Below are 20927 nucleotides of genomic sequence, written 5' to 3' on the forward strand. Positions count from 1 at the left end.
TTACTGTCCTTCTACAGAAAAGGAGATGGTTCCAGTTGTAGGGATAATGTCAGTTGTCACTCTTACCATAATGTTATAGATTGGCTTATTCAAAATCGGATAGTCCTTTGAGGATAGAAAAACTTTGCTATTCGAATTAACTGAATGGGCATTAATTAGGTAATGGATGTTTCCCCAAAAGTCTACTAAAAAGACATTAAATTTAACCGCAACGTCATAATTATTTACAACCGTTAAGAATAACTCTTTATAATTTGAAACATCTAAAGTATTTCCCCTGTCATAAGACCATGTTTGTTTCCCGTCTTTATCGTAGTACGTGTGTGTTTGGTTGGCGGTAATGTTAGTGTCGTCATTGGTGACTATCTGTAAAACTTTTGTTTGTTGTGCTTGTATATCTACAGGTACTTTAACATTACTCCCCTTTAGCGAGACATCACCAGTAATGTTTAAAGGGTTGCTTGAGCTAATAGGAGTCTTCCCATCCAGACCAACAATCTGTGCCGGCATATATGCTTCTTGGCCGTCTGGTGTCTTTTTGCCAAAAAACCTGACTAGATTACCATCACTAGGTAATTTATAAGTCATTAAATCCACCTCTCTCTAAAGATTAATTTTGTTTCTACCTGGTCAATTGGCGGAACTTCAAAGGCGTTTTCTCCTGGCTGCAGGTAGAAAAAGTCACTGTTTGGGATATCTAACATGGTCATTTTTCTGTTACCATTCAATAGAATCTTTCTTACTTTCTGGCCGTTCTCATTCTTCCAATTAGAGTAGATCGTCACTTTATCGTTAACAGCAAAATCAAAAAGCAACCGGATATATTTGCCCGATTGCACATGCTTAAGTACATATTCACTTGCTGCAGCTTTAAAAGTGATTTCTGCCATGAATGGCGAATCGGTGTTAGTTGCATTTGCCATCATTTGTTCTGAGAACACGGAAGGTAAAGTAACTGAACTAACACCTGCAGTATCGATGATCTGAGTCTTTTCAACACTGTAAATGTAGGGATCCGGCATCGATAGCTCGATGGTAAACTCTCCGTCAGAGCTCGTAATGATGTCAAAATCGTATTCTCCATCTTGTACCGCATATATCTCCCAATCAGGCTTAATATCCCGGATAATTCGATACGGTTCCTTCGAGTAAAAGACACCAAAAATGGTATGCTTCAAGTCATCCAGCTCTATAACAGAGTCCGTTTCAACCTCAAAGGATATGGTTACCTTACGAACACCCATCTTTGAGTTAGAAAGGTATGCACCATCCATGCCAGGAACTTCCTTGAAAGTTCTTTTGGCGTCAGGAGAGGAAATACGAAACGAGTTGACCCACAGTCCTAAATCGTCGTGCATGTCCACAACGGAGCCGTTTTGATATTTTATGTGGAAGTTTAACTCACTCTTCATAAACCTCTCCTCCCCAGATTTCTGTTATTATTCGTTTCAGCTTTCACAGGTTTCCAGATGACCTTTCCTACTTTCTTAGAATCCATAACGACATTTGCCGGTGAAACATTAACATAGATAATGCTTTCATTTGCTTTGTCAACTAATCCTTCAGAAGCATTCTTTAGTTTCGTTTGAGCAGCAGCGATTAATTTTGCTATTTTCATTGCATGAGATCCTTCAAACGGAACGATACCTTCTTCCACATCACCAAAACCTGCATTACCGGCTACGACTGGCTTTTTAAACACACCGCCTATCTTATGCCAATTCACGCTGAATTTTGGATATGGTATTTTATCTCCTGGCCCTCCCCAGGCAACACGTACACCAATCGAAGGAATTTTGAATTTAGGGATAGAAATTCGCATTCGACTGAAAGCACCTTTTATCGTTTCGATCATTCCCAAAACTCTACTCTTGGCCGTTTCAATAGGACTGATGATTGCGTTTTTCGCTGACTCAAATTTCGAAGAAACCGTCGACCGTATGGACTCAACTTTTGAAGAAAATCCTGACCGTAAATTTTCTATGGTTCCAAGTGTTCGGTCCTTCATCCCCTGGATACGGTTTTGAACCCCGTCTTTCAGCGATTGGACTTTGTTCGAAAAACCTGAACGTAAGTTTTCTACGGCTCCAAGTGTCCTATCTTTCATGCTCTGGATTCGATTTGTGACGCCGTCTTTTAAGGATTGGATTTTATTTTGCACACCAGATCGGATGGACTCTGCTTTTTGTTGGATGGAAGACTTCATTTGCTCAATATTTTGAGTGGCCTTTTGTTTCATCTCCGATATTTTCCCACTCACCCGGTCCTTGGTCTCGTTAAATTTAGAGGAAAGGAAGGAACCGAGTTGAGATGCCTTTGCTTTTATCGTATCCCAGTTTTTCCATATCGCTATTCCTGCTGCTATCAGTCCAGCAATAACTGCAATTACCCCTGCTATAATTCCAATCAGAGGTAAGAGGCCAATACCTAAAGCCGCAGCAAGTCCTGAAAGTATGGTTAAGACGGGAGCAAGCGCCATACATAAACCTACTAAAATTCCCAAGACTGTTACAACGGCAGTGATAGTTGCTGCTAATTTTGGATTTTGAGACACCCATGTTGCAATTTTTGTTATGAAATTAGAAATGGTGACCAATAAAGGAGTAAGGGAAGTTTTTAGGTTCTGTAAAGCTTGTTTAAGTTGAACAGTTGGCGAGGCGTCCAATTTGGCTGTAGCTTCATTTACACCTTCCATACCTTGCTTCAGGTTGGCGGTACCATTCTTTGCATTGAGGAGGGTGTCAACTATCTTGCTGCCCTGATCTTCCCACATGGTGCCGAACATTTGGACTCCAATTTCGTTTCTTTTCGTGCTGTCCTCTACTCCGGCAAGCGCCTTAGCCGCTTCAAACATCGCCGTTTTACCTTTTTGGCCACCTTCAGCAACAGCTTGTCCCCATCCCTTAATTTTCTGTTCAGAGATGTCTGTTCCCTCGATAACCTCAGCCAAAGCTTTAGGGACTTCGTTCCCAAACTCAGCGAGCTTAACTCGCCCTTCTTTTAGGCCGTCCATCAGATTATCGATGTTCCAAGATTTCGTATCTACACCAGCTGCAAAGATATTCTGAATTTCTTCAGCTGAATACCCGGCAAGACTTAGCTGGGTGCCATATTCGGAAACGATGTCAATCTGATCAGGAGGAAAACCCGTTTTTAGAAGGGATTGAACTAGGCCTACTGCTTCTTCATTTGATATGTTTAAAGCTGAACCAATTTCGTTTGTTTCCTGGATTAATTCTGTGAAGTCCAAACCCTCATAAGAACTTGCTACCACTGCAGCACCTTTAACAACAGCAAGATTAGCTTCTTCAGTAGCATCTTTGTTAAGGGCCCATTGCCTTCTAACACCCTCTAATGCAGCACCTGCATCAACGCCGTAAGTTTCGATCGAACGGACAGTTTCAAACACGGTTTGTTTTGATTCTTCCGATACATCAAACGTGATAGCGATTCTTGTTCTTAATGCGTCTGCATCAAGCGCTAAACCTGTAGCTCCTGCAATACCGCCACCAGCAGCAAGACCGCCTGCAAGACCACCAATCTCAGAGCCCAAGTCTTTAATGGATCCTTTTGTGTCATCTGCTTTTTTCGCAAGCTTGCCTAAATCTTTACGGACAGATTTAATGGACTGTCCATCATCTAACTCTGACAGGGCTTTCTTAACCTTTTGAATATCTGTTCTGGAACCGAGAGCTTCTTGGGATACTTTGTTAAAGGCTTTTTCTAACTGTTTAGTTGAGGCTGTGCCCTTTTTTATACTAGAAACCAAATCAGGACCAAGCGCTTCTGCAAAATCATCTACTTTAGTGTTTGTGGTGTTAAACAGTTTTCCGAGATCTGTAAGCGACTTTTTATATTGGTCCTGTTCTTTAGTAGTAGCGTTAATTTGATTGGCCAGTTTTTGTTGATTCGTTTGAAAACCGAGCAGTTGATCTGATAATTTTCTTACTTCGTCTGAGTTTTCACCGTAAACTGTTTTTGCTTTTGCGAGCTGTTCTGCAGTCGCCTTCACTTTTTGTTCAGCTAGTGTATGCTGCTTTTTAAGGTGATCCAACTTTACTTCATACTTTTCTGTTTGCGTTCCGTTTTCCTTCAGCTGCTCTTCCTGAAGTTTGAACTCTTTTCGAAGGCTTGAAGATTGCTTGCCCATTTCTTTCAAACCATCGTTGAATTCTTTATTAAAAACACTAAACTTAACTTTCGTTTCAGGGTTTTTAGCCACTAGTTCACCTCCTTTTAATTAGGGTTATTAGACCAGGCATCCCACGCCTGTTTGTTTTCAAAGATTCTATCTACATCAGCGATTGGTGAATCCCAAAATGTTTCAGGGTCAATGCCATATACAAGGACGTAAAGAGTGTACAAATCCTCCACACTTTTGATATTTAGTTCTGGTGGTTTGGCCTTCTTTACGCCTTTCTCTACTTTTTTGAAGTACTTTTTTCCAGCCCTTTCTTAAACTCATTCGGATCTTGCTGCAGGTAGGGCAGAACTAGTTCCATATAATCATTAACGATCTCTTCAATATCTCCCTGATACTTATCAAGGAATTCCTCATAAGATAATTCAAGAGTTTTGTTGGCACCGATGACCGCTAGATAGATCACAGGTAAATATTTATCAGCGTCAATCACTTCTGCTTGTTCAGGTGTTAAATCATCAGAATTGATCTCGTCTTCATCACCAATAACATCACTCAATTTAACAATCTCAGCGAAAAGAGATGACTTTGTGATTCCTAGGCGTTTGCCGGTTGCTAGGGCTCGGTTTGTTAAAAATGCAGGATATCTTTTCGGATTGATGTATCGTTTTTCAAATTCACCGTTTTCCAGTTCGATAATTTCCACGTCTTTCAATTCAATCGAGCTAATTTTAATACCCAATTTTCATCCCTCCAAAATAAAAAGGCTGACGTTATATTGTCAGCCTTAAGGTGTGGCAACCAATTCAACTAGAGTGTAATCAAACGTAGTGTGCCAGGTGTCTTTGATCGTAGTATCTTCCAACTCAGAGACAAATGCTTCATAGTAAAGGTTTTGTTTATCGTCCGGATATGCTGCAAGCTCCACTTCCATCTCTGCTACTTCATCCGCTCCATTTTCGATAGCAAACTTAAACCCTGTGGAAGATACACAGTTAGGAAAAGCGATCAGCTTTGTCACTTCTTCAAATTCGTCGATCACATCTGCAGTTAATACGAACTTCTTACCTTTTGAGTTTTGAGAGTATTTATAGATTCCAGGCTTTAGATCAGTATTTGATAAACCGAATAAATCACGCACAATTTGAACTGGTACATGAGCAGAAACAGTTAAATCATGCTTTTCTGGTTTAGTGCGCTTAGCCACTTCCACACCCTCACACTTCTTAATCAATTCTTTCATGGTAGTTTCGCCCTCGATGGAACCAATACAGCTGAATTCCTGCCCTGCCTGTTGTGTTCCTGTTTCATCAAAAAATTGAACGCTTGCATTTGTAATCTTTGTTGAATCAAATGTCTCTACAACTGTAGCCATTAAAATTCCTCCTTAATTAGTTGGTCTACCTTTTTATTAATTTCTTGCATAATACGTGGTGTACTGCTATTCATTCCTTCAATCATAAATTCATCCGGACTATTATGAACTGAGGTTCCTAACCCCTTATCCGGGAATACCAGGTACCTGTAAGGTTTCTTAGGCTTCGTTTCAAATCCAAGATTGAATGTAATACTTCTTAACGGCCGTGAATTCTTTGCATGTTTCTTTTCAACTTTCCCTTTTTTCTTCGAGACAGGAATTCGAGTGATGATAGTATCCTGAACTGTTTTCACCCCAAAATTATGGAGTATTGTATTTATGTGCTCCTCCACTTTACCGGGGATCTTAGCAAACTTTTCTTGCAGCTGTTTAACGTCTTCATAATCAATTTCAAACCTGGCACTCATAACGAATGCCCCTTCTGAAAATGAAGTTTATACGATCTACATATTCATCCGTATTCAACTTCTGCACCCGGTCGCGTTCACTTCTGACAAATTGAATCGCACGGATTTTTGTTATTGAAGATACGATATCGAGTGAGTCCGTTTCAATCGTGTCGCTATCTTCTGCAAGATAGGTGATATAAACGTCTTGAACCATGTTCCCCGTATTTTCACCTTGAACTAAATCTCCGTAAATAATCAAAAAGAGATTCAATTTATCCGGTCGTTCTGACTCTGACACATCGTCCTGAAAAACTGGAAGATTAAATGTTTCTTTTAGGTTGTTGTAAATCTCTTGATTTTGCTTATTGATCAACGCTTTAGGTTTTTCATTCAAGTTATATCACCTACTTCTTGCAGATAAAAATAGAGATAATTATTGTTACGATCAACATCGGCTTTTATCACATCGTACTCCACACTCTCTATAACAACTTTAAGCCCGCTCTTTTTAATATTACGAAAAGACGGTGGGAAGCGCGTTTTAACTTTCAAATCCAAACTAGAACCCATGGTGCCAGCAAGTTCAAAATCACTTTCCCGGGCAGACATTTCTTTGAAGGCAAGTTTCCCTTCTGCCAGAAAACTTTCCCCTATCCGTTTTCCATTTGCAGAACGCTGCACTGAATTGTGGCCATACTGGAGAAACCCGTCATTGAAAGTTTCGCGATAGGATTTCATCTAAACACCTGCGCTTGTGGTTACAGTTAAACCACTAGAAAGTTTAGACTCAATACCGTTTGTTGATACAGCTTTGACCTGATATGTGTACTCTGTGGAAGGTGACAAGCCAGTGTCCTCATAACGAGTCTCTGTTACTTCACCTATTGATACTCCATCACGGAATACCTCGTATTTTGAGATGCCCCAGTGATAAGAGACTTCATCCCAATTCAATGTCAATGTTGTATCAGTTACGGCTGATGCTGTAACATTTGTAGGAGATTCCACAATGACTCCGATCTTCCCTAACGACGCATTCAAGATAAACCGAGATAACTCATGTTTAAAGTTTTTCTCAAATTCATCTTGTGCGTTGTTATAAGCATAACGGCATCTTTCTAGGAGAAGATCTTTCGGCCACTCTTCTGTAGAAAAATCAAAAGACGCACCAGCTAAATTAGACAAGTACGCCTCGGATCTTTTGATTATATTTTTTAAAGATCCATCTTCTTCAGGCCATGTTATCCTAAGACGCTCTTTTAATTCGTCTCTGAGAGATGTTAATAAAGTTTCATCCATGAGATCGCCTACTTATTGTTCATTACACGTTTAATAAGATCTTCCTTAATATCATCAGAATCGTAATTAATTTTATTTTTATCAAGATAGGCTCTAAGGTCGTCGTTTGTTACTTTTTTCAGTTCAGCAGCTGATAGCTGGGCAAGATCAATTTCTTCTTCCGAACCTTTATTTTCAGGAGATTCATCATCCTGCTGATCAACTTCTTCTCCCAGGAATACCCGACTGTATTTGTTATTACTTGTTTGCAGAAAAGCCACTCTTTCAGGATCCGCTTTATATCCTTCCTTCGGATAAGTGTCCCCTGCTTCGTAAAGTTCACTATTGTGTTGCGTTTCCACAAATCGATTTACAACTTTATATGCCATTACTTCTCTACCTCCTTATTTATTTTCCAGAATAAAAAGCCCACTCTTATGGAGTAGGCTCTCCTACTGCTGAGATATCAAAAACAGTAAACGAATCGGCATCAAGAGGACGGCCGTTTGCCAGCTGGCGAACAAGGTACAGACGCTGGTCCTCAATCATTCTCAATACGTCTGTTGTTTCAAGTTTCTGTTGCGCTGCAACGCCCATGAAGTAATCCTTCGCTTTTCCGGCAATCATCCGGTTTAATGGTACGGCCGGTGATTGGATCATCGTAAGCCCTGGTACAGAGAAATTATCATAAGTCCATGTACCATCATCTTTTTGCTTAGCTCCAATAGCAAAGAATTTTGTTGCATAATCAAATGGGTTAACGATTAACGTTACACCTGTATAGCGACGAGTTCCATTCTTTGTAGTAGGTGCCAGGATTTCCTCACCAATCGTTTTAGGAGTGAAATCGGCAAGAGCCTTCGCTGCTTTCAAAGGATAGACTCCATTTGTAACAGACCCTTCCAAATCACGAGTCATTCCAATTGGTTTTTTGTTCCCGTCTCCATTTACAATTACGTTTTCCAGCTCATCCGCCACAACTTCCTTCATGAATGTACGGACGTATTTATCAAGCCATTCAGGACCAAGCTCGAACATCGCTTTAGAGACAACCAAGAACCCACTAAGCTTGAACATTCCTTGCTCAATTGTACGGAATCCTTCATCAAGCATTTCTTGAATGGCAGCAGTTACATCTCCCCAGAAGGCAACTGGCTCACCTGGTTTTCTTAATACCCAAGCAGTTGTGGCTCCAGTTTGCTGAAAGTTGACTGCAGATAATAATGGGTGCTCTTTTTCCAGGTCTTCAAAAACGCGCTCAAAAACCGTCGGTGGCATTAATTTAATAACTTCATCAAAAGAGTTTGCTTCAATTGCAGCATTATAAAATTTCTTTTCTTCTGTAGTCAGTACACGAACACCACGAGAAGCTAACACCTGAGCATCCCAGTTTTCAGCATCTGCTTGTTTTGCTTCCTTCATTACAGTGTTCATCATGTCTTGAATGTGAACCATGTTGTTTTCAAAGTTAGCAACGATTTTGCTTGCTACTTCATTTGCATCTCCACTCTCAAAAGCTTCCTGCATCGCTTTAACTTGTTCTTCCTTATTTACAATTACAGGCTCATCAAGGTTTTTTATGCCATTGAAAAATTGCAGGTTTAATGGCAGGTAAGGCTTTTTGTTTTCTACTTTCATTTTATTCCCTCCAGAAATTAGTCATAATAAAAACGCCTAGTTTGCCTGGCGTTTAAATCGATTTAAAATAGTATTTGATTGTTGTGTTGAATCTGGTTGCTTTGGCTGCTGTCCTTTGTTTGCTCTAATTCGATTAAGAACGCTGTTTTTAAACTCTTCCGGATCCACGTCATCATCGTCATCTTCTTCGACAGTTTGATTTACTCTGTCTGCTAGACCAACATCTACAGCTTCATCTGAAGTGAACCAGGTTTCCCCCTGCAGCATAGTTTCAATTTCAGACCGTTCTCCCTGGAACCTTGTCATGTAAATATCAACAATGGACTTATCGATTCCCTCAAGTGCATTTAACGCTTTTTGGAAATCTGCTTTATTGCCCCAGGCGAAAGTTGAAGCTTCATGGATCATCATCATGGAGCCAGTGTTCATGATAAGTTCGTCGGCTGCCATTGCGATGATTGATGCCGCTGATGCAGCTAATCCGTCCACATGAACGATTACTTTTGATGCATGGTTTTTCAATTGATTGTAAATAGCAATGCCATCAAACACATCACCGCCTGGACTGTTCAAATGGAGATTGATGGTCCCGGAAGTGATTTTATTTAGGACGTCCTCAATGTCTTTTGCTGATGTGGATTCTCCCCACCATGATTCACCTATGTCACCATAGATCGTAATCTTATGGCTATCATCATCAGATTTTTCGGCTTTGAACACATTCTCCACGGTGGCCAGCTTATTATATTTCTCGTTTTTAAACCGTCTGATTTTCAACTCTATTCACCCCCTTCCAAGCTATCAGCTTCTTGATAGTTCTTTGTGACATATCGTTTTTGAGACCATTCAGTATTCAGAGGCTCTTTGCCCAGCAAGACTTGAATGTCATCGATGTTCAGCCCTCCAACTGCGAACAGCTTATCAACCGCATTTGCCAGCTGAACAATGTCCACAATCTTAATTTGAGAGTAATCGATCTTTAGATACGTTCGTTTCTTGTAATCCTCTTTCTTGTACATCTTCCTGTTGAATTCAGTAGTGATCAATTTAACTAATGGGATAATGCAAAACATTAGAAAGCTATCCACCTGCTTTTCAACATCAGCCACATCCCCTTTGATTAACCCCCGGGGAACATGAAGGCTGGTTGCCACAAAATCGATGACATCATCGACGAGGGCCCGAATATCTCGGCTAGTCCCATTGTTACCGGAAGAACTTTTTGTTCCATCACTAAGATCGTCCATTTCATAGGAATTTTGCAACTGGAAGGCCGCGCCTTCTTTGTCTGGGTCAAACCAGTTCTTCATTTGACTTTCAAACATTTGATCAATGGCTTGTTGCTCTTCATTGTTTTGAGCTCTTAAGAAATCCCCTTTTATGAGGTACCGCTTGTTATTCTTTCGTTTGTAATAGTTCATTCCAGAAACGATCAGTTTTCCATAATCCTCATAAAGGCTGTTAATGACATTCATTATATTTTTGTCATTAAGCTGAAAGTAAAGAACTTCTGATTCCTTAAAGACTTTTTTTAGCTTTAGCCCCTTGACGCTAATTTCTTTATAAATGTTTTCTTTGAATGCAAAAGGGACTCTTTCAAACTCTTCAGCAATGTAAAGCTGATTGTCCTGCATTAATACAAGGCATTCGTTATCTGAGATAAGGTGTGTCACCAAACTATGAATGAATTGTGATGCGTTCTGGTTTTGGTTAGGTTGCACGTTAAGAAGATAATGGTTTTCTCCCCGTTTTTCCTTCCCGTTTTCAAAGGTTTTGAATTCACACCTTATCAAAGCATTTGCTATCAAATCAGTACAGGTTTCAATAGCAAGTTTCTTGTAAAAAGCTTTCGCATTGAGTGTGTAAAAGTTAATCTCATCTAACTTTACAAACTCTTTTCCTCTTAAAAAAGTATTGAACCAATCCACCAGTGTTCCCAATCTCTCACCTCCCTCAATAGCTGAATGATTTAAAGATTCGACCAACGTTTTCTTTTGTTATCGGGATATGTTCTTTCAGCTCCGAATCAAGATTTAAGGCATGTAAAAAAGCGAAAAAACCATCCGTTTTTCGCTTCTCTTTATCAATCTTTTTATATTCAATGTTTCCGTTATCTTTTTCTTCCTTGTAAACATTCCCCACATACCAGCGCATTAATGGATCGTCACCAAACACTAATGTGTGGTTGATGAACATCTCGTCTACTAACGGGGACAATTTACTGTGGGTGATTAAACCTCTGCGCACTATTTCCACTTCAAAGCCGGCTTCTTCAAACGCTTGCTTCAAAATTGCTGCACGGTGTAAATCCATGCATACCTTCCTGATGTGATAGGTTTTGGCCATCTTAACGAACCATTCCACTACGTGGCTTGCACCAATTGCTTTATCGTACACAACGGTTAACAGCCCCTTTTCTTTTGCTAATTCTATAATCTCTGGATTGATATCCTGGAGTTTTGGCGCTGTGTGATGCATAAAGGTATGGTGCAGCCAATAGCGCTTACCATTAGCCTTTGCAAGAATCCCAACACTACAAAAGTCACGTATCTGAGCATAGTCCACTCCGCCTACCACTTCGTAACCTTTAAAGTCTGGGATCTCCTGGTCAGTAGCTAGCCGGTCTTCATAAGTCGCTACCTCTCTCCTTGTATCTTCAACCGGCATGTTCATCCGTTTGGTCATGAATTCTATCCGTAACGAAGCGTTCCGCTGCATGTCGTAGAATTCTTGTTGCATCTCAATTTGTAGATCCTTATTGAAACGGTAAGATGGATTTGCTTTCTCCCACATCGCTTCATCGTTCACTTCGTCTTCATCATCAAGTTTACAGATAAACGGGAAGAGCGTTGAACGTGGAAGTTCCTTATTGAGTACCATTTCAGCTTCCTCTTTTAAGTCATCCAGGACTCCTCCACGAACATAGCCATCAGTTGTAATAAAAAAGGTCCGGGGATCTTTCTTCTTTCCCAGACCTGATGTAAATACTTTTACGTTGCTGTAATCCTCATATTCATGGATCTCATCAAAGATGACAACGCCGCTCCTCTTACCGTCTTTTGTCCTGGCATTGGAAGTGTTGTATTCCATTTTGGATTTTGTCCCTCGATGTTGGATTAACATTTTGGAATAATAGAAAACCTTTTTCATTTTCTCAACATGGTTAGGATCATCCAATACGTTATAGACATCTTCGAATGAGGTTTTTGCTTGCTTCTCTGATGTGGCCACAATATCGATGTCATAGTTTTTAATACCGTGGTGGCCAGACATCATATAGAAACTGTTATAAGAGATATAACCATTTTTTCCAGCTCCCCGGCCTATCTCTATAAGAAATTTGTTGAACATTAACCTTCCGTCTTCATACCTTACTCCATAAATAAAAGCATTACAGAACCTTTGCCAGGCAAACAGCTCGAACGGGAAATACTTTCTGGGTTTTTCAACAGAGTTTTCGATTGCCTCAGCATCAATTACAACGCCAGGCTGATCCAGTTTCCATCTTAGGAATTCAACTAACAGTTTTTGTTCTTTGCAAGACTGAATAGTTCCATCCTCAATCATCCACATGTATTCATCGATATACGGGTGGTATTTATATGTCCTCGGTTTCATCTTCATCACTGTTCTTCTCATTCAGTTTATCAATAAGAGTGAACAACTTATCGTAAGCAGACGTATATCGATTCATCGTTGTGTTATAGGATTTTTGAGCTGGATTTTCAATGAGCATCTTTTGATTACCCTGTTTAAACAGATAAGTTGGACCTTTGGTTTTAATCGTTTCCTCTAAAATCTCAAGTTGGATCGTCATAAATGCTATCCGTTCAATTAATTCTTTTGCCACTTCTCTTTTATTCTCAGGTAGATTTATAAAAATGGAATTGATACGGTCGATTTCTTTTTGAATTAATTCGTCTTGAGCTTTTCTACTTGGCTTTGCCATCTACCCCTCCCCCCTCTCATGCGCGTAAAATCAAAAAATATTTTCTCCGACAACCTCCCCCCGTTTCAAGAGGTCCCAAAAATTTGGCGATTTTTTTGATGGGGGGATGTTATTTGCTCCTATGATAATCGATATACGCTTTTAAACTAGGTTTACTAAAGTTTCCTGGCTCTTCTTCGATGTATCCTTTAGGCATCAAGTTACAATGAGTACAACACATGCTCTCAAAAGACTTTTTATTACAATGTGCACACCAAAACAATGGATACTTCTCTCTCTTTCGTCTAAAAATACCGAACAATACCCTCACCACCGTTCCTCATTCATAAACTTAGGCTTATGTATTTCTTTTAATCGATCGTGCTCTTCATTGTGACAAGGAATGCAGATGCATTCTAAGTTGTCTTCCACAAGAGCAAGCTCAGGATACTTCTTAACCTCTTTGATATGGTGAACGTTCTCTGCCTTACCTACCTTCCCATTCCTTTTACAGGTCTGGCATTCGTAGTTATCACGCTTAAGTATCTTGAGTCTAAGTTTTCTCCACTCTTTACATTGATAGAACTTAACAAGCTTATCTTCTCTGATTAACTGTTTGATTCTTTTTAATTCCAACTGGATCACTCCAAAAAGAAAAGCCACCTGATAAGGTGACTAAGTTTAATATAGCTCTTTATGTTTCCAGTAGTTACCTACCTTGCTTAAGTTGTTAGGATCAAAGTTCTCCCAGTTAATCGACGCTGCTGTTTCTTTGTCCATTCCTGCTTTAATAACAGTAGCCTCTTTCTCATTACCTTTAGTGTCATTGTATTTATCATCGATAAGTACCTGTACATTATTATAATCCTTTGAGTACTTCTCGATCACCTGTGCTGCCAGACTGTTTAATGTGTATGTATCCACATCATCATACTTTTTAATGTCTCTTACAACCCAAACCTGCAAGCCTCCATCGATTTCCTTCACACTCTTTAAAGATGCGAGTGTATTATCCTCGATAAACTTATCAACCTTACCTTCGAGTGTTTCAGGCTCACTAGAACAACCGGCAATAACAAAAACAAGCAATAATAATGACAATAGTTTTTTCATATCCCTATCCCCTTTCCGTTTCCATTATATACGAATAGAGGAAATATTTGTTTCATAAAATGAAAAGCACCCCGAAGGATGCTCTCTTTCTTTTAAAAATCGTTAGGTAATAAAAATTTAGCAGCATGATGATATAAGTTCCCGCATTTTTTACAAACAACTACAACTGTAGGAACCTTCTCTCCATTTAAGTTAAGAGCGTTCGGATCATCTTGAAATACATCTACACCATAATAATCTTCAATAAACAATGAATCAGAACCACATCTCCCACACGGAAGATTTGCTCCTTTTTCCATCAAAACACTTTTGATTTCTTTTTTCTTTTCAGCAGATAGTGTCATTCACCTCAGCCTCCTTTCACCAAATAATTCCACAAAAGGAGACATATTCCTGCAAGTATCTATATGAAGTAACCATATCTTATATTTTGTGTACTTAGATAAAACTCTGAACCCATTACTATCACTAGTCTTAGCTAACTTCTAAAAATGAAGTGGACACTCTAAAAATAATGGTTACTTATAAGCTAAATCTTAAATTTAGACATTGCTTTATCCATAGAATCCTGGTTGATTCCAATGTATCTTAATGTAATATGAGGAGAGCTATGATTGAATAATTCTTGCAGCATAGCTACATCTTTTGTCTGCAAATAAAAATGGTACCCAAACGTTTTTCTTAACGTGTGAGTACCTATATCAACAAGGTTGTAAGCATCTGCAGCTTCCCTTAGTATCTTATACGCTCTGCTTCTTCCTATCGGCTTGTTTTCGCCCACTCTGCTTTGAAAGATATATTCATGGTCTTCTTTATCTCCAAGATATCTTTTTAGCTCTCTGCCAAGCTCAGGAGTTATTCTGATCATCTTTTGCTTCCTGGTCTTAGTTTCTCTCAATCGGATGTGCTGCCCTCTTAGATCACCGACCTTTAACTGAAGAATATCCGATATTCGAAGTCCGGTATTAATGCCAACTAAAAACATCATATAATCTCTTTCGCTTCTGGACTTAAAGAAATGCTTAATCGCACTAATCTTGTCCGGATCACGAATCGGTTGAACAAAGTTCATCAGCTGCACCTCCTTTTCTTGCATTCCCTCTCTGTGGCGTCCCTGCATAATATCGGCACGTCTGCTACAGCCAGTGCTCACCAAGGATCCATTTACGTCTACCGGTATTAAGTACTAACGACCTTAGAAAAATGTATTGCACTTTGTTATGGCCCGGATTATTAAGTCTTACGAGACTCCACAGACAAGGAATGGCTCCCTCTCTTACTAACGCGAAGGGAAAGCGCCCCTGATCCAAACCTTACTTGCTAGGGTCACAAGGTTTATGAAGGAGATCCGTAATTCTACCAATACCAGATCTACAGCAGGTTTGGAGTGAAATATAAAACGCTCGCTTTTGCGAACGTCTTAAAATTTTATCTATTACCATAATAAACGATTAAACAGGAAATTCCCTGCCGTTATCCTGCCAAAATCCTGCATTTTTTCTGCCACTTATGAAACCTTTTCATTTTCAATCATTACTTCGATCTTGAGCATAAAAGCAAGTTTATAAAATGCTTTACCCTTTACTCGATAATATTTTCTCTCGCTCATGCCTAACTCATTGTAAACTTCATAATCAAACACATCGTCTTCTAGCATATAACGTTTTAGTATTATCCCTCTCTCTTGGTAACTTAAACGATTAACTGCCTTTTGAATTCGTTTAATGTGTTTTTGCATGGACAACTCTTGGTCAACATTATGAACAGCTGCGTCTTCAGTAGACGAGTGAAAACCATTTGTGTTCGATGGAGGAACCAGGGTGAACGTTTGAGTCACTTTAGGCAATCTTTCTTCAGGTTCCATCAATAGAAACATACGATATCTCTCTAATGCTCCTTCAACGGCATCTCTAGTGGCTTCCCGGTCAATTTCAGGCAAGTTAAAATTTAATTGCTTTCCCATAATTGGTTCCTCCATTTAAACTTATTTTTGTCTCATGGCACCGCGATTACGTCTATAAGTTGGCCTTCTCATCCCCATTAAATCTGCCCAATCAATTTTCTCTTCCTTTTTCTTCTTTGGCTTCTTCGATTGAGTCTTTGGTCTAGGTTTAATTATCTTCTTTTCGGGCATATTTTTATTAGTCCATTTAGTCAATTCATCTTGTATAGTCTTCAAAATGGACCTCCCCCTTTCCAGAATAAAAAAAGAGGACACCAATCTTAACAGCTCAAATGCTGATTTGATTAGTGCCCTCGGTTTTCCCGCCAGGCTTTATATGTGTTTGTAAATATTATCCTATTATTTAGCCCTGATAACAAGGTTATTTCTTCTTTTTCTTATCCCAATTTCGATACTTATGAACATAGTTCTTTTTCCTTTTGCAAATAGCAATCATGCCTTCAGTATATTGATATTCCAGTTCATCATGATTCTTTTTTATATAGCTTTTTACACTACGTTCAAACTGTTTATCGCTTTTTTCTTTAAAGTACAGGAATGATTCTGGAAGGCGTATAGGATAGTTCATTGTCCCTCCCACTCAAAAGCCTCCATCAATAACTTGCAATGAGGACATGTTTTTTTAGGTAAGATCCGTTCTGTCACTTCTGATATATCACAGTCAGGACAAATGTACTCTATTATTCTGTCATCTACTCTTTTTATCCCTATCATCTACTTCCTCCTCGACAGGAAGCTCCATGACCTTAATTATTTTTTCCATAGTCTTTTCACCGAATCCCTTTGTATTTGCCAGCCGATCAAACCTTTCAGCGAAGGCTAACACTGCTTGTCTTCGTCCGGCTTCCATTCCGGCATGGAAGCCTTCATTCCACTTTTTCTGCAAGATAGGATTTTTCTTCCCCATCCTTTTCCTCCTGGCTTAACTCAATTAGTTTTCGCAGATAAAACACTGCCTTTTCCAGATCTTCCGTACCATTCTTCCGATCATATCTAGTTGCATATTTAATGACATTGATACGGTAAAAGCCTTTAAGTTCTTCTTTAGGGAACTGCATTTCACTAAAACCGATTACATCAATTCCGTTCTTGTGGTAGTGATTTGGCTCGTTAATAATATCCTCAAGCTCTGGAATTTCCCAAGCATGTTCTCCTGGCATCTTTGCTCCTCCTTCATTTTATTGTTGTAAATGAAACAAATCATTATTTGAATTTGAAATTCGATAAACCTATTTCCACTAATCTTTCGTTCACTTTAACAACTGCCATCGGATATGCAATTACACCACCCGAATGACCGCATCTCATTGGCGAAGGGTCTGTGACATTTGAATACTGGAATACACCTATAAATTCAGCTTCTATCCAGTCTCCTTTGGAATAAATAAGGCATTCTTTATACATATAGTTTTCCTTTAATTCTTCAATCCTGGCATTCTTCTCTTTAACTTGGTCGATCAACCATTCACTATGCGTCTTATACTCATTTATCAAATGGTTTTTATTATCCAATGGTAGCACCATCCTATTTATTTTTGATGAATAGTTTCGTCGTACTATTCACCAAGCTTTGCATAGTCTTTGCTATTTATACAAACATCGTTTTCGCCACAATACGGACAAGTGACATGTGTTGGGTACAATATCTCTTCAATGTGAAATCTATTATCACAAACACTACACATGTAAGCGTGAAGGTTTTCACTATGCCATTTAAGTAAAGCCTTATCCTTACTGTTTTCCTTCTGAAACTCTCTCACCATATCAACTAACCAATGTGCATCAGCAGAATCTAATTTAACCGTTTCATAATCCCCGTATTCCTCAACCGAATCTGCAATAGCGCCTTCAATCAATTTGAGTCTTGCGTTCGTATTATTCAATTCCATCTCCTCTTTCTTACTGAATATAATCGTTCGACTGTCTATTAAATCCGCCCAAGTTCATTTTCAATCAGCGCTTTATCTCTTGCTACATCAAAGCTTTCATCAAAGAAAATCATTCGCCCGATAATATAGTCCACAAGCCTAAACTTCTTCTCCGCCCTTTTCCGTGACGTGGTTTTCTTAATGATCGGCAGAACATCTCTTATCCGTTCCCTGTGTTCTTTTAAAATGTTAATAGCCAAACGGTTTATATTTTTCCGGTCCATTTCCATCATCCAGCCTATTTCCTCTTCCTGCATAACATTCACATCATCTAATAGCGCTGCCATTAACCTTCACCTCATATTTATTTAGCTTTCTTCCGTTCACCAATTTTTCTATATAAATCAGCTAACATAACTCCAGTCCTGGTAAGATCAGCATCTTTTTGAATCAAATTATGTTTATTCAACATGGCCAATTGTTTCCTAGACACGAGGATTAGATTATCAAGATCGAAATTGTAACGATTTCCATCACCGAATATCACAACGTGACCTTTAGGGACTGGTCCGTTTTCTTTCTCCCAAATTAAGTTGTGTTTGGTCCTCCACTTGTTAGGATCAGCAATTTTAATATCAACATAACCATCACCATTCACTCTCTCAGTACCAACCGGCTTATAATTATGAGGTTTATGACCTTTCTTGAATTGAGTTGGCTCCCATCCTCCTGCTCCAGGTCCTGTTTTCCCTTTATTAAACGGAACGCGTCCTGGCTTGAACCGCGAGTCCAAACCATTGCTCAGGCCGCGGTTTTTAAGGGCGCTAGTGATTTGAGAAAGGTTTAGGTTTAATCCAAAATGGTCATTAAACATTTCATGTAATTCTTTTCTGCTACGGCCTTCTATATTTTGTGTAAGAAATTTCACTTGTTCTGTTGTATATCGATGAGGCATTTTACCCCTCCAACATTTTAGGTACTCTCGTATCAGCATTCATTCTGTCATCTGCCAATTTTTTAGCATCGAGCACCAGTGATCCATTTGCAATAATTTGAGACGCGACTTGCGTTACTGATTTTGCACGATCGATTTCCTCTTTAAGTTTTTCTCCATTCAATTCTTCATCACTTAAACGCTCGAGCTGTGCGAATAAATGGTTGTTAAGATCACCCAAAGTGTTTTTCATTTTGTTCATCCTCTCTATCCTCGTTATATCCAAATGAAGTGAACAAATAGTTTTTCCCATCCTCAAGACTGGTTGTCCAGGCAGTTGTTCCTTTAAATAAGGAAACAATGATTCCGGCCCCACAAAGATTATGCTGCAGTTTTCCATTTACCAAAACGTGTGATCCGCCGACCGTACCATCTGAAACGATTGCAAAACCCTCTTTGCGTTTTACAGCCTGGTCAATGTATTGATAATTATCTATTTTGTTTCTTAGTTCATCGATAACCGTTTGTCTAACTTCACTTTCTCGCTTCTGATCAAGGAAAAGTTCAGCAAGTTCATCCTTTTTGTATTTCCGCTTAACCTTTTCGATTTCTTTCTTCTTCTCACCATTAAGTACCTCAGCCAGCTCTTCAAATGACTTCAATTTCTTTTCCCCCATAAATACTATCCTCCTTAGGATTGCTCATTAATGTATTTACAGCCATGATCCTTTTCTAGCTCGTCAATCATTCGATCTGGGTTCTGGATACCTGGCTTCGTATGTCCTATCAATCGGTTTGCTTCTTTGTCGTATGCTTCCCAGCGATTGTTTTTAAGACTATGACGGACGATAAATTCAATTGGTTTAGCCATCAAACATCCCCCTGATTCTTATTAAGTTCGTTCGGACGATAAATAGCAGACTCCTCAGCATTCATGAATTCGCCGTACTGCCATAAAACTATGGTCTTCCCAAAACCAGATGGAGGAGCTGGGAGGCTGAATAATTCTCCATTGCTAACTACGTAAATGCCGTTCTTTGTTTTATCAATGCTTACTTTAGATTCCTTTTGAGTTTCCATATTTTCCCCCCCCTGTTATATAAAAGCCCCGGGATGACCGGGGCAATTTTGATTAGTTACGCAATGATGATAAGTTTCCCATCAGCTATTTCACTGGCAAGTGATTCTTCTAAGTATTTTTTTATGTTTTTCATTGCATCTAGCTTCCAGGCACCTCCATCAGCTTCAAACAATGCACATGATGGACCTGATTTCATCCGGAAGACAAAATCACTTTCGGGCTGATCTACTTCAACAAAAGTACGATATGGTTTTAGAGATACCGGATTAGGCACTTTTACATTACCTACTGACGCCACCCCTGTTTTTGCTACAACTGCTTGAGAGACGCCATCATCACCGATCGTGTTAACGTTTTCTTCTTTGATATTCCCAACAACCTTCAGCATGATGTCTCGGTCCTCATTTTTAACAAAACTGGATTGCAGCTTGATGTTAAACTCTTCAGTGTTATACCAGCGATCGAAATTGAAGGATGGAATCATTGCTGATGCCTGGATAAATTCGCTTCTGTTATAGTCATCGTTAACTGGTGTGAAGGCTAAAACTTCAGTAGGGCTGCTAATATGAATCATTAAATTTTCCACACCGTCAAAATTAGACTTTAAATATTCAACCAATCCAGAAAGGCTTCTCACTTGAAATGGTGAAGCTTTTGGTTTTTCTATTAAATGCAGCCTTTCAGAAGAATACTCCTGGCCGTTAATTTTATAGCTTTCCACATTTCCTAACCGAACAATGTACTCAATAGCTTCTTTAATCATTATTTAGTCCTCCTTTGATATTCGATCACTTTGTTACCAGTGTCATCCGCAACATCGCCTTCATCATCAATATAGGTCTGTCCCTTTTGTCCTGACTTCAATTCAGAACCGATAACTTTACCCGTGTTGTCCGTATCCATGATGATTTTAGTCTCGATATCTTTTGCTGGAACGATGGTAGACTTAGCAACAATTCCGACCTGTGCAATGTCCCTTTGTTCATCCGCTTTAAGAGTGACAGTCAACGTTACTTTCCTGGCTTTCTTCGGGTCAGTGTTTGGATCTGCAATGTTTTCTAATACCTTGCCTAATTCATGGTTGAATCGTTCCGCCAATGCTCCATCTGCAAAGTTTTGTAAATCGATAGCTTTCATCTTATTCTTCCTCCCTGTGGATAAAATGTTTATAAATAGTGGATAAGTTACCACAATAAACCAGTATAAAAGGGTAAAT

General features: G+C 39.2%; 34 protein-coding genes. All 34 read right to left on the minus strand.

Annotated features, from left to right (window positions below; genetic code table 11):
- Window positions 1–588 (minus strand): hypothetical protein, encoded by a 588-nt coding sequence (locus FCL54_RS07895; protein WP_138125100.1) that lies wholly within the window; start codon window positions 586–588, stop codon window positions 1–3.
- Window positions 588–1412 carry a distal tail protein Dit gene (locus FCL54_RS07900; RefSeq protein ID WP_138125102.1) on the minus strand — a complete coding sequence of 275 codons (825 nt, stop codon included), beginning with the start codon at window positions 1410–1412 and terminating at the stop codon, window positions 588–590. The genes FCL54_RS07895 and FCL54_RS07900 overlap by 1 nt, the downstream gene beginning before the upstream one ends.
- A complete protein-coding gene (locus FCL54_RS07905) occupies window positions 1409–4222 on the minus strand; it encodes a replication protein (protein ID WP_138125104.1) in 2814 nt (937 codons plus the stop codon). Before FCL54_RS07905 ends, FCL54_RS07900 begins: the two co-directional genes overlap by 4 nt.
- A 199-nt stretch (window positions 4223–4421) precedes the next feature.
- On the minus strand, window positions 4422–4883 hold the full coding sequence (locus FCL54_RS07910; protein WP_138125106.1) for a hypothetical protein: 462 nt from the start codon (window positions 4881–4883) through the stop codon (window positions 4422–4424).
- Window positions 4884–4928: 45 nt separating this feature from the next.
- A complete protein-coding gene (locus FCL54_RS07915) occupies window positions 4929–5516 on the minus strand; it encodes a phage tail protein (protein WP_138125108.1) in 588 nt (195 codons plus the stop codon).
- Window positions 5516–5926, minus strand: coding sequence for a hypothetical protein (locus FCL54_RS07920; protein WP_138125110.1), 411 nt, complete (start codon window positions 5924–5926; stop codon window positions 5516–5518). The genes FCL54_RS07915 and FCL54_RS07920 overlap by 1 nt, the downstream gene beginning before the upstream one ends.
- Window positions 5910–6302, minus strand: a complete 393-nt coding sequence (locus FCL54_RS07925; RefSeq protein WP_138125112.1) for a hypothetical protein — start codon at window positions 6300–6302, stop codon at window positions 5910–5912. The genes FCL54_RS07920 and FCL54_RS07925 overlap by 17 nt, the downstream gene beginning before the upstream one ends.
- Entirely contained in the window at window positions 6299–6646 is a 348-nt protein-coding gene (locus FCL54_RS07930; RefSeq protein WP_138125114.1) for a phage head closure protein, read from the minus strand. The genes FCL54_RS07925 and FCL54_RS07930 overlap by 4 nt, the downstream gene beginning before the upstream one ends.
- Complete coding sequence (locus FCL54_RS24750) at window positions 6647–7207, minus strand: fibronectin type III domain-containing protein (protein WP_138125116.1); 561 nt, start codon at window positions 7205–7207, stop codon at window positions 6647–6649.
- An 8-nt stretch (window positions 7208–7215) separates the two neighbouring features.
- A complete protein-coding gene (locus tag FCL54_RS07940; RefSeq protein WP_138125118.1) occupies window positions 7216–7575 on the minus strand; it encodes a hypothetical protein in 360 nt (119 codons plus the stop codon).
- 46 nt (window positions 7576–7621) lie between these two features.
- A complete protein-coding gene (locus FCL54_RS07945) occupies window positions 7622–8824 on the minus strand; it encodes a phage major capsid protein (protein WP_138125120.1) in 1203 nt (400 codons plus the stop codon).
- 36 nt (window positions 8825–8860) lie between these two features.
- Window positions 8861–9601: a head maturation protease, ClpP-related gene (locus tag FCL54_RS07950; RefSeq protein ID WP_246055175.1), complete on the minus strand. Its 741-nt coding sequence runs from the start codon at window positions 9599–9601 to the stop codon at window positions 8861–8863.
- A 2-nt stretch (window positions 9602–9603) separates the two neighbouring features.
- Window positions 9604–10764: a phage portal protein gene (locus FCL54_RS07955; RefSeq protein ID WP_425467114.1), complete on the minus strand. Its 1161-nt coding sequence runs from the start codon at window positions 10762–10764 to the stop codon at window positions 9604–9606.
- Window positions 10765–10777: 13 nt separating this feature from the next.
- Window positions 10778–12448, minus strand: coding sequence for a terminase TerL endonuclease subunit (locus FCL54_RS07960; RefSeq protein WP_246055176.1), 1671 nt, complete (start codon window positions 12446–12448; stop codon window positions 10778–10780).
- Window positions 12423–12773 carry a hypothetical protein gene (locus FCL54_RS07965; protein WP_138125122.1) on the minus strand — a complete coding sequence of 117 codons (351 nt, stop codon included), beginning with the start codon at window positions 12771–12773 and terminating at the stop codon, window positions 12423–12425. The genes FCL54_RS07960 and FCL54_RS07965 overlap by 26 nt, the downstream gene beginning before the upstream one ends.
- 306 nt (window positions 12774–13079) lie before the next feature.
- Window positions 13080–13388 carry an HNH endonuclease gene (locus FCL54_RS07970; protein ID WP_138125124.1) on the minus strand — a complete coding sequence of 103 codons (309 nt, stop codon included), beginning with the start codon at window positions 13386–13388 and terminating at the stop codon, window positions 13080–13082.
- 45 nt (window positions 13389–13433) lie between these two features.
- Window positions 13434–13865, minus strand: coding sequence for a hypothetical protein (locus tag FCL54_RS07975; RefSeq protein WP_138125126.1), 432 nt, complete (start codon window positions 13863–13865; stop codon window positions 13434–13436).
- Window positions 13866–13957: 92 nt separating this feature from the next.
- Window positions 13958–14209, minus strand: a complete 252-nt coding sequence (locus FCL54_RS07980) for a hypothetical protein (protein ID WP_138125128.1) — start codon at window positions 14207–14209, stop codon at window positions 13958–13960.
- Window positions 14210–14394: 185 nt separating this feature from the next.
- Window positions 14395–14937 (minus strand): site-specific integrase, encoded by a 543-nt coding sequence (locus FCL54_RS07985; protein WP_138125129.1) that lies wholly within the window; start codon window positions 14935–14937, stop codon window positions 14395–14397.
- Window positions 14938–15372: 435 nt separating this feature from the next.
- A complete protein-coding gene (locus FCL54_RS07990) occupies window positions 15373–15828 on the minus strand; it encodes an ArpU family phage packaging/lysis transcriptional regulator (RefSeq protein WP_138125131.1) in 456 nt (151 codons plus the stop codon).
- Between the two features lie 21 nt (window positions 15829–15849).
- The gene (locus FCL54_RS07995; protein ID WP_138125133.1) at window positions 15850–16044 is read right to left on the minus strand and encodes a hypothetical protein; all 195 of its coding nucleotides are present in this window, start codon (window positions 16042–16044) and stop codon (window positions 15850–15852) included.
- 145 nt (window positions 16045–16189) lie between these two features.
- Window positions 16190–16396, minus strand: coding sequence for a hypothetical protein (locus tag FCL54_RS08000; RefSeq protein WP_171016737.1), 207 nt, complete (start codon window positions 16394–16396; stop codon window positions 16190–16192).
- Between the two features lie 120 nt (window positions 16397–16516).
- Complete coding sequence (locus FCL54_RS08005) at window positions 16517–16735, minus strand: hypothetical protein (protein WP_138125137.1); 219 nt, start codon at window positions 16733–16735, stop codon at window positions 16517–16519.
- Window positions 16695–16988 carry a DUF3310 domain-containing protein gene (locus FCL54_RS08010; protein ID WP_138125139.1) on the minus strand — a complete coding sequence of 98 codons (294 nt, stop codon included), beginning with the start codon at window positions 16986–16988 and terminating at the stop codon, window positions 16695–16697. The genes FCL54_RS08005 and FCL54_RS08010 overlap by 41 nt, the downstream gene beginning before the upstream one ends.
- A gap of 43 nt (window positions 16989–17031) precedes the next feature.
- Window positions 17032–17340, minus strand: a complete 309-nt coding sequence (locus tag FCL54_RS08015; protein WP_138125141.1) for a hypothetical protein — start codon at window positions 17338–17340, stop codon at window positions 17032–17034.
- A gap of 44 nt (window positions 17341–17384) precedes the next feature.
- Complete coding sequence (locus tag FCL54_RS08020; RefSeq protein ID WP_138125143.1) at window positions 17385–17711, minus strand: hypothetical protein; 327 nt, start codon at window positions 17709–17711, stop codon at window positions 17385–17387.
- A gap of 44 nt (window positions 17712–17755) precedes the next feature.
- Window positions 17756–18043 (minus strand): hypothetical protein, encoded by a 288-nt coding sequence (locus FCL54_RS08025; protein ID WP_138125145.1) that lies wholly within the window; start codon window positions 18041–18043, stop codon window positions 17756–17758.
- Window positions 18044–18060: 17 nt separating this feature from the next.
- Entirely contained in the window at window positions 18061–18651 is a 591-nt protein-coding gene (locus FCL54_RS08030) for an HNH endonuclease signature motif containing protein (RefSeq protein ID WP_138125147.1), read from the minus strand.
- A gap of 1 nt (window position 18652) precedes the next feature.
- Window positions 18653–18883, minus strand: coding sequence for a hypothetical protein (locus tag FCL54_RS08035; protein WP_138125149.1), 231 nt, complete (start codon window positions 18881–18883; stop codon window positions 18653–18655).
- Window positions 18864–19307, minus strand: coding sequence for a hypothetical protein (locus FCL54_RS08040; RefSeq protein WP_138125151.1), 444 nt, complete (start codon window positions 19305–19307; stop codon window positions 18864–18866). The genes FCL54_RS08035 and FCL54_RS08040 overlap by 20 nt, the downstream gene beginning before the upstream one ends.
- 14 nt (window positions 19308–19321) lie before the next feature.
- Window positions 19322–19501, minus strand: a complete 180-nt coding sequence (locus tag FCL54_RS08045) for a hypothetical protein (RefSeq protein ID WP_138125153.1) — start codon at window positions 19499–19501, stop codon at window positions 19322–19324.
- The gene (locus tag FCL54_RS08050) at window positions 19501–19710 is read right to left on the minus strand and encodes a DUF3954 domain-containing protein (protein ID WP_138125155.1); all 210 of its coding nucleotides are present in this window, start codon (window positions 19708–19710) and stop codon (window positions 19501–19503) included. The genes FCL54_RS08045 and FCL54_RS08050 overlap by 1 nt, the downstream gene beginning before the upstream one ends.
- A gap of 56 nt (window positions 19711–19766) precedes the next feature.
- Complete coding sequence (locus FCL54_RS08055) at window positions 19767–20474, minus strand: hypothetical protein (protein WP_138125157.1); 708 nt, start codon at window positions 20472–20474, stop codon at window positions 19767–19769.
- Complete coding sequence (locus FCL54_RS08060) at window positions 20474–20848, minus strand: replication terminator protein (protein ID WP_138125159.1); 375 nt, start codon at window positions 20846–20848, stop codon at window positions 20474–20476. The genes FCL54_RS08055 and FCL54_RS08060 overlap by 1 nt, the downstream gene beginning before the upstream one ends.
- Window positions 20849–20927: the final 79 nt, after the last annotated feature.

The organism is Exobacillus caeni (assembly GCF_005747095.1).
Lineage (GTDB): Bacteria > Bacillota > Bacilli > Bacillales > Guptibacillaceae > Exobacillus > Exobacillus caeni.

Excerpts from the sequence above, each read along its gene's own strand:
- FCL54_RS07895 (WP_138125100.1), bottom strand. The coding sequence starts at position 588 with ATGACTTATAAATTACCTAGTGATGGTAATCTAGTCAGGTTTTTTGGC.
- FCL54_RS07900 (WP_138125102.1), bottom strand. The coding sequence starts at position 1,412 with ATGAAGAGTGAGTTAAACTTCCACATAAAATATCAAAACGGCTCCGTT.
- FCL54_RS07915 (WP_138125108.1), bottom strand. The coding sequence starts at position 5,516 with ATGGCTACAGTTGTAGAGACATTTGATTCAACAAAGATTACAAATGCA.
- FCL54_RS07920 (WP_138125110.1), bottom strand. The coding sequence starts at position 5,926 with ATGAGTGCCAGGTTTGAAATTGATTATGAAGACGTTAAACAGCTGCAA.
- FCL54_RS07930 (WP_138125114.1), bottom strand. The coding sequence starts at position 6,646 with ATGAAATCCTATCGCGAAACTTTCAATGACGGGTTTCTCCAGTATGGC.
- FCL54_RS24750 (WP_138125116.1), bottom strand. The coding sequence starts at position 7,207 with ATGGATGAAACTTTATTAACATCTCTCAGAGACGAATTAAAAGAGCGT.
- FCL54_RS07940 (WP_138125118.1), bottom strand. The coding sequence starts at position 7,575 with ATGGCATATAAAGTTGTAAATCGATTTGTGGAAACGCAACACAATAGT.
- FCL54_RS07945 (WP_138125120.1), bottom strand. The coding sequence starts at position 8,824 with ATGAAAGTAGAAAACAAAAAGCCTTACCTGCCATTAAACCTGCAATTT.
- FCL54_RS07960 (WP_246055176.1), bottom strand. The coding sequence starts at position 12,448 with ATGAAGATGAAACCGAGGACATATAAATACCACCCGTATATCGATGAA.
- FCL54_RS07965 (WP_138125122.1), bottom strand. The coding sequence starts at position 12,773 with ATGGCAAAGCCAAGTAGAAAAGCTCAAGACGAATTAATTCAAAAAGAA.
- FCL54_RS07975 (WP_138125126.1), bottom strand. The coding sequence starts at position 13,865 with ATGAAAAAACTATTGTCATTATTATTGCTTGTTTTTGTTATTGCCGGT.
- FCL54_RS07980 (WP_138125128.1), bottom strand. The coding sequence starts at position 14,209 with ATGACACTATCTGCTGAAAAGAAAAAAGAAATCAAAAGTGTTTTGATG.
- FCL54_RS07985 (WP_138125129.1), bottom strand. The coding sequence starts at position 14,937 with ATGAACTTTGTTCAACCGATTCGTGATCCGGACAAGATTAGTGCGATT.
- FCL54_RS07990 (WP_138125131.1), bottom strand. The coding sequence starts at position 15,828 with ATGGGAAAGCAATTAAATTTTAACTTGCCTGAAATTGACCGGGAAGCC.
- FCL54_RS08000 (WP_171016737.1), bottom strand. The coding sequence starts at position 16,396 with ATGAACTATCCTATACGCCTTCCAGAATCATTCCTGTACTTTAAAGAA.
- FCL54_RS08005 (WP_138125137.1), bottom strand. The coding sequence starts at position 16,735 with ATGGGGAAGAAAAATCCTATCTTGCAGAAAAAGTGGAATGAAGGCTTC.
- FCL54_RS08010 (WP_138125139.1), bottom strand. The coding sequence starts at position 16,988 with ATGCCAGGAGAACATGCTTGGGAAATTCCAGAGCTTGAGGATATTATT.
- FCL54_RS08025 (WP_138125145.1), bottom strand. The coding sequence starts at position 18,043 with ATGGCAGCGCTATTAGATGATGTGAATGTTATGCAGGAAGAGGAAATA.
- FCL54_RS08030 (WP_138125147.1), bottom strand. The coding sequence starts at position 18,651 with ATGCCTCATCGATATACAACAGAACAAGTGAAATTTCTTACACAAAAT.
- FCL54_RS08035 (WP_138125149.1), bottom strand. The coding sequence starts at position 18,883 with ATGAAAAACACTTTGGGTGATCTTAACAACCATTTATTCGCACAGCTC.
- FCL54_RS08040 (WP_138125151.1), bottom strand. The coding sequence starts at position 19,307 with ATGGGGGAAAAGAAATTGAAGTCATTTGAAGAGCTGGCTGAGGTACTT.
- FCL54_RS08045 (WP_138125153.1), bottom strand. The coding sequence starts at position 19,501 with ATGGCTAAACCAATTGAATTTATCGTCCGTCATAGTCTTAAAAACAAT.
- FCL54_RS08050 (WP_138125155.1), bottom strand. The coding sequence starts at position 19,710 with ATGGAAACTCAAAAGGAATCTAAAGTAAGCATTGATAAAACAAAGAAC.
- FCL54_RS08055 (WP_138125157.1), bottom strand. The coding sequence starts at position 20,474 with ATGATTAAAGAAGCTATTGAGTACATTGTTCGGTTAGGAAATGTGGAA.
- FCL54_RS08060 (WP_138125159.1), bottom strand. The coding sequence starts at position 20,848 with ATGAAAGCTATCGATTTACAAAACTTTGCAGATGGAGCATTGGCGGAA.